Annotated in this window: 5 protein-coding genes and 1 pseudogene; 1 reads left to right on the forward strand and 5 read right to left on the reverse strand. The window is 47.7% G+C overall.

Annotated features, from left to right (window positions below):
* Nucleotides 1–165: 165 nt before the first annotated feature.
* The 5 genes from FTT63_RS14480 to FTT63_RS14500 form a co-directional block, all read right to left on the reverse strand.
* Complete coding sequence (locus FTT63_RS14480) at nt 166–939, reverse strand: ThiF family adenylyltransferase (protein ID WP_005180122.1); 774 nt, start codon at nt 937–939, stop codon at nt 166–168.
* Between the two features lie 107 nt (nt 940–1,046).
* The gene (locus FTT63_RS14485) at nt 1,047–1,865 is read right to left on the reverse strand and encodes a TatD family hydrolase (RefSeq protein WP_127800108.1); all 819 of its coding nucleotides are present in this window, start codon (nt 1,863–1,865) and stop codon (nt 1,047–1,049) included.
* Entirely contained in the window at nt 1,865–2,839 is a 975-nt protein-coding gene (locus tag FTT63_RS14490; RefSeq protein ID WP_075174643.1) for an RsiV family protein, read from the reverse strand. Before FTT63_RS14490 ends, FTT63_RS14485 begins: the two co-directional genes overlap by 1 nt.
* 56 nt (nt 2,840–2,895) lie before the next feature.
* Nucleotides 2,896–3,720, reverse strand: a complete 825-nt coding sequence (locus FTT63_RS14495; RefSeq protein WP_075167525.1) for a hypothetical protein — start codon at nt 3,718–3,720, stop codon at nt 2,896–2,898.
* A gap of 79 nt (nt 3,721–3,799) precedes the next feature.
* Complete coding sequence (locus FTT63_RS14500; RefSeq protein ID WP_075174641.1) at nt 3,800–5,389, reverse strand: peptide chain release factor 3; 1,590 nt, start codon at nt 5,387–5,389, stop codon at nt 3,800–3,802.
* Nucleotides 5,390–5,841: 452 nt separating this feature from the next.
* Here FTT63_RS14500 and FTT63_RS14505 point away from each other — a divergent pair.
* Nucleotides 5,842–6,984 (forward strand): annotated as a pseudogene (locus FTT63_RS14505) (TonB-dependent receptor); the annotation flags it as partial.
* Between the last annotated feature and the right edge of the window lie 114 nt (nt 6,985–7,098).

A 7,098-nucleotide genomic window follows, 5' to 3' on the forward strand; every position in this document is an offset into this window, starting at 1 on the left:
AATGGAGAAATCTAATCGGTATGTTATACCTGAGAGAAGAGTGAGGAGTTATCCAAGGGTTGTAAAAGGAAAACCTCAAAAATACCCAAGAAAAAGCCAGTCAATCTCTTAACTGACTGGCATTACTCAATTGAGGGCTTTTTTTAGAATCAGATCGTAACCGGATTATGCCTGTTTGGCTTTTAGCTGATCGAGTTTTTTCAGAACTTCGGCCACGGCCACCATCGCAAAACTGGAAGTAACCACTACCGCCGAACCATAGCCACCACAGCGCAGCCCGGCACTGGCACAGACATCAGCACTGGAAAACGGATTATCAATTGAATAGATGCAGGTAATCCCGAACTTCTCTTTCGGCTTTTTACAGATGCCTTTGCTACGCAACTGGGCACGCAGTTTGGCCAGCATCGGGTCCTGTTCGGTTTTAGATAAATCAGCCACACGAATTTTCAGCGGATCGAGTTTACCGCCGGCACCGCCGGACACAATCAGCGGCACTTTATTAAAGCGGCAATACAGCATCAGCGCCAGCTTGGCTTTGACATCATCAATACAGTCCAGCACCACATCGGGCGTATGCGCCAGCAGGTCTTTGACATTGTCCGGGGTCAGGTAATCATCAATCAGGTTGATCTTGATGCGTGGATTAATAGCACGGCAACGCTCGGCCATAATTTCAATTTTTTCATGGCCCAAAGTGCTGCTCATGGCCGGTAATTGCCGGTTGATGTTGGAAGCGGCCACCACATCCATATCCACCAGGGTCAGCTCACCAATACCAGTTCGTGCCAAGGCTTCAACCGCCCAGGAACCGACCCCGCCGATACCAATCACCATGACATGACTGTTGGCATAATACTGAAAGCTGTCCTCACCATAAATTTTGGCAACACCGGCAAAACGGCGGTCATATTCATCATCTTGGAGCAGTTCAGTCATTGCACAATCAAATCTTATACAGGAGGGCTTATTTTAACGGTTTTTTCACATGGCGTGTGAGATTGGAGGATTTTTGCACGGCGCAACATCAGCGAGAGATTTAAATTTTAGGCCAGATGTAAAGCCTGTAACGAATTCTGCCAGATCATCTCAGCCAGTGCTGTCTGCTCCATCTGCAGGCTTTGCGCCAGCCCTTCAAGTACATAAGGCAAATTGGCCGGCGTATTGCGGGTGCGCTGCTCGGTCGAGGACTGGCAGCACAGCGGTGTCATATCCGGACAATCGGTTTCAAGCACCAGATGTTCTGGGCCTAATTCCTGCACCACCCGATGCAGTTTCTTGGCATTCGAATTGGTAATTTGTCCGGTCACGCCAATTTTAAAACCCAGTTTGATAAAGGCTTTGGCTTCTTCAACACCGCCACTAAAGGCATGGGCAATTCCGCCATAGCTAAAATTCTGCTGTTTTAGCAGCGCCAGCACATCGGCATGGGATTTACGAATATGTAGCAATACCGGACGCTGAAACTGGTGTGCCAGCTCCAGCTGGGCGGTAAAATACTTTTGCTGTTTCTGATACAGCTCGGGCTGTTTATGCTGCTTTAAAAAGGTATCCAGGCCAATTTCACCAACCGCAACACAGTCCTGTTCACGCAATAACTGTTCTAAATCCAGCAGATGTTGCGGCTGATGCTGCTCGATATAAAACGGATGTAATCCCGGTGCCAGATGGCTTCGCGGCGCCTGGCTTAAACGGTTCAGCCATTGATGGGTATTCAGTAACTGCTGAAAACGCGACTGCACAAAGCCAATTAAAATCAGCTGTTCGACACCCGCCTGCTTCGCCTGATAGGCCAGTTGCTCCCGATCAGCATCAAAATCCGCCACATCAAAGTGGGTATGGGTATCAAACAGTGCCAGTGTCATTAGATGGTTTTCGCGTCAGCGCTGGACGCAGCTGCTGTAGTGGCTTCGCTGGCTGGCGCTTCAGGTGCCGGCAAATATGGTTTTTTCAGCACCTGCTGCAGCTCTGTATAAGGAATCATCAGCCGTGGCAAACCGACCACATACGGTCCAATTTCATATTCGGCATATTGCAGAATCAGGCCTTGCTGCCCCAGATAGAAATTATCCGACAGCTTGAATTTCCAGGCCTGCTCATATTCGGCAACATTATTGGCCAGTTTGCTGTCTACCACCCATTGTTTAAAGGCGTCATAGGCGGCAGCTTCCAATGCAGCTCGTTGCTGCGGCTGCAAGATGTCAGCCAGTTTGACCTGCTTTTTCTGCTCCAGATCAAAATTAAAATAGGTTTGTGCAGTAGCGCCATGTGCGCCGCCCAGATAGCTGCTGCTATTTACTACCACGGTGGCCAGCGGCCCTTCCGAGTTTAAAATTTTTGGTTTAATCATCAGGCTAATCTGATGATTGGCACTCAGCGCCTTGATTTCCTGATCCAGACTTAAGAAGGCCGCAATAAAGGGCTGCACCTGCTGTTCCAGTTTCTGTTTTGGCGTTGGAATTTGCGTCAGTGCCTGTGCCGAGGAAGCTGGCTCTGCCGCAGAGGCTGGCGCTTCAACATTCAGAGGTTTATCTGCCGGGGCAATTTCCAGGGTCTGGTTCAGTTCTTTAAGAATGTACTGATCAATCTGTTCATCGACAAAAGGCTGGTTACTCTGCAAGCGCTCAACAGAAAGCTCGGGGCAGTTCTTGCCTTCACATTCCGGCAAGTTCAGCTGCAGCTTTTCCGGCTCGCCAATCAGTTTTAGCGCCTGCTGTTCAACTTCTGGGGCCTGCGCCTGCTGTTCCTGTTTCGGTTCATTATTTTTGGGCTGACATGCGGTCAATGCCATGGACACGGCCAAGACACTCATCACCCATGCTGTTTTTTGCTTTAACATTGAATAACCTTTATTGCCTTTTGTGCATCCCAGATTCAAAGCGGATGTTCCCATTATTAAAACATGCGCGAATAAATTTCAGCTTTTACAACTTGTTGAGTTTGTGCTTTCGTTAAGTAAATATCAAGCTGTGTTCCATCTTTCACAATTTCATGGGTGCGATAATGCAGCCCCATACCTTCATGATCAAAGAACCAGTCGGCCTGTCCCCAATATAAGGTTTTCGGTGCCGTGTTTTGTACCTCTGCACTCTGTTCTTTCAGCCATTGCTGATAGGCCTGCTGCACGATTGCATGCATCGCAGTTTGCTGCTCGGGCTGAATAATATCCAGTGCGGTTAAAGCCTGCTGCTGTTGACGATCAGCCACGAAAAAATAATAACGCTCTTTAACTTTTACTGTTTCCTGATGGCTATCGACCCCAATCTGCAATAACACATACTGGTTGCGCTGATAGGCCAGCCGGGTATACAGCGCCAGTTCATAGGCCGGATTTTTGGCAAACTCGGCCTGCCAAGCATCGGATTTTTTCACATAGGCATTCACCGCCTGCTGCAGGCTCATGTCCTGTTTCAGCCCAATCTGGTCCTGAATCACCTTGGCCTGACTTTTGGCAATCCACTGGTTCAGCCATGAATCCTGTGTCTGAATAGTTTGAATATCCAGATCAATACAGTTTTTCTTTTCACAAAATGGCAAAGCAATCTCTGCCGGCTGCTGCTTAATCTGCAGAAATGGCAGCACCTCAGCCTTTTCCTGCTGGAAGATATTTTTTTCAGGACGCGCATCTTCAGCCGATTCATTGTTCTGGGAAGATGAGTCGCAGCCCCCCAAAGACAGTGCCAGCACGGCACAAGCGATAAAACTGATTTTTGTTTGCATTGTGGTTCTCTCTTCCTGAAATTTTCCCCATCCTAGAAAAACAGCTTCACGAAGAAGCTGTTTTAACGGCGATGACCATTTAGTGTTCGCGGGTGTTACAGAACACGATGTCCGGATAACGCTCCTGCATCAACTGCAAATTAACCCGGCTTGGCGCTAGATAGGTCAGGTGACCGCCACCATCCACCGATAACTGGTCATGGGCTTTTTTCTTGAACTCGTTGAATTTCTTCTCATCTTCACAAGATACCCAACGTACCGTGTTGATGCTGACCGGCTCGTAAATACAATCGACCTTGTATTCTTCTTTCAGACGATAGGCCACCACTTCAAACTGCAGCACACCGACCGCACCCACGATCAGGTCATTGCTGTTTTGCGGCATAAATACCTGGGTTGCACCTTCTTCCGACAGCTCTTTTAAGCCTTTTTGCAGCTGCTTCGATTTTAGCGGATCTTTTAAACGTACACGGCGGAACATTTCCGGTGCGAAGTGCGGAATACCGGTAAACTGCAGGTTTTCACCTGAGGTGAAGGTATCACCAATCTGGATGGTACCGTGGTTGTGCAGACCAATAATATCGCCCGGCCATGCTTCTTCCAGATGCTGACGGTCACCGGCCAGGAAGGTTAAAGCATCAGAAATACGCACATCTTTACCAATACGTACATGCTTCATCTTCAGGCCCTTTTCATATTTGCCTGAGCAGATCCGCATAAAGGCAATCCGGTCACGGTGTTTCGGGTCCATATTGGCTTGGATTTTAAAGACAAAGCCCGTGAAACCTTCTTCAGTCGCTTCGACCACACGGTCCTGAGTCGGATGCGCTTTTGGTGGTGGCGCATAGTCGCTAAAAGCATTCAGGACATGGTCAACACCAAAGTTACCCAGTGCAGTTCCGAACAGTACCGGCGTTTGACGACCCGCCAGGAATTCTGCACGATCTAACGGTTCATTGGCCATTTGCACCAGTTCTAAAGATTCTTCAAATGCCGCCCAGGCCAGTTCACCGACTTTTTCACGCAGGTCAGCATGGTCATAGCCATCACGCACTTCAATCTCGGGAATGGTCGAACCAAAACCGGCTTTATACACGTAAAATTTTTCTTCCAGCAGGTTAAACACGCCAGCAAAATCACGCCCGGTGCCCAGCGGCCAGGTAATTGGTACACATTTAATTTTCAGGACGTTTTCAATTTCATCCAGCAGCTCTAAAGGCTCACGGATTTCACGGTCCATTTTGTTGACGAAAGAGATAATTGGCGTGTCACGCATACGACACACCTCCATCAGTTTGATGGTCCGGTCTTCGACACCTTTGGCCCCGTCAATCACCATAAGTGCCGAGTCTACCGCGGTTAAGGTTCGGTAGGTATCTTCCGAGAAGTCTTCGTGCCCCGGGGTATCGAGCAGGTTGATCATCTTGTCTTTATACGGGAACTGCATGACCGAGGTGGTAATCGAAATCCCACGCTCTTTTTCCATTTCCATCCAGTCCGAGGTCGCCGCCCGATCCGATTTACGACTTTTCACCATCCCCGCCACCTGAATCGCCTGCCCCCATAACAGCAGTTTTTCTGTCATGGTGGTTTTACCGGCATCGGGGTGGGAAATAATCGCAAAGGTCCTGCGCGCCGCGACTTCTTTCGCGAGTTGATCTTTAAACATAAGGGAAATCTTCAATATATACACAGTTTGCGACACACATTTTCATGTGAATCCAAGCCGTGAAGGGATAACTTAAAATTGGCGCAATTGTAGCAGATTTCAGCCAACAATCATTAGAGCACTTGGGCCGGAATCGGTTTAAATTTTAAGTGGAAAATAAAAGTATCTGGAGATCGCGACTTTGCGATAAAAGTTTTCAAAATCACCATCTATTTAGTTTTAAAAGACTTAGGCTTTTCACCGCAGAACAGAACTCCCCATATTTCTTTATCATTTGGAAAAATCAGGGAAAATCAGCATCCTCTCTGCGGATATTTTTGATTTAAATATCTCATTAAAGCCAATTAAATAATAATTATTATCAATAGAAAGTGATATTCAATATCATTTACAGCAGACTGTTTATTCCCCACACTGCATGCACTTTTTTCGGGGTCCATCCAGAGCATGTTATGAAATCTTCTCTTTTTTTTGCTGTCTTCACTCAGCTTGATGACAGCGCAAGCCTATGCCAACGAAACAGCCAGTACTGTGACTTTACCCACACTCAACTCTTCGGCACAGGCAAGCCTTAGCCTGAAAACGCAAGTAGAGCAAGCCTCCACCGCCAGCAAAGGTATGGCACCAATGAAAGATATTCCTCAGATTGTGAATGTGGTTCCGCAACAAGTCTTAAAAGAACAGAATGTGATCTCCCTGCAAGGCGCATTGCAGAATGTGACCGGTTTAAGTTTTAGTGTCGGAGATGGCCAGCGTGATCAGGTCATGATTCGCGGCTTTTCGGCTATTTCCGATCAGTATGTCGATGGGGTACGCGATGACGCGCTGTATTATCGTGATCTGTCGAATGTAGAACGGGTGGAAGTGCTAAAAGGGCCCGGGTCGTGTTATATGGCCGAGGTTCAGCAGGCGGCCTGCTGATCAACCGGATCAATAAAAAGCCCCTGGATGAAGCACTGCATGAAATCAGCCTGATCGGCAGCAGCCTAGGGCAAAAACGTGCCGAACTTGATTTTGCCGATGCTCTCAATGACCAGCTCAAAGTCCGTCTGACCGGTGCGCTTGAACACTCAGATGGCTATCGCAATCAGAGTTTCGTGAACCGGGAAACTGTAGCACCGTCTGTGCAATGGGATATTTCAGATCGAACCACTCTGCTCTTGCAAGCCGATTATTTGCACGATGACCGTTTGGCCGATCAGGGCTTTCCCATGGACCCGCTGACCGGCAAACCGGTACGTACCAATCCAAAAATATTCTATGGCGCCTCCAACGCAAAGGATGTAGGCAATGTCGATACTGAAGTATCCAGCCAAACGATTACGCTAGAACATCAGTTCAATGATCAGCTGAAATATCGCGGTGTCGCCCGGCATTATAATTATGCCTTGGACCGGGAATACAGCAACACCAGTCCAGCAGCGGATCAGGTCACGCTCAGCCAGATTAAACGCATGCGCGATGAAGATGGCATCTTCTTGCAGAATGAACTGTCCGGCGCCTTTCATACTGGCCAGATCAAACACGATACCTTAATCGGCACGGAATACGGCCAGCAGCATAAAGATGAAATATTCTGGTTAGGGTTAATAACTGCTAATTGAAATCTACTTATTTCTATATTATTATATACAAATGAATAGATATGTTAGTATTGGCGTTGCAGCTAAAACACTGGGTGTTTCCATCCAAACCCTAAGAAGATGGGA

The organism is Acinetobacter sp. C15, from assembly GCF_013420645.1.
Lineage (GTDB): Bacteria > Pseudomonadota > Gammaproteobacteria > Pseudomonadales > Moraxellaceae > Acinetobacter > Acinetobacter indicus.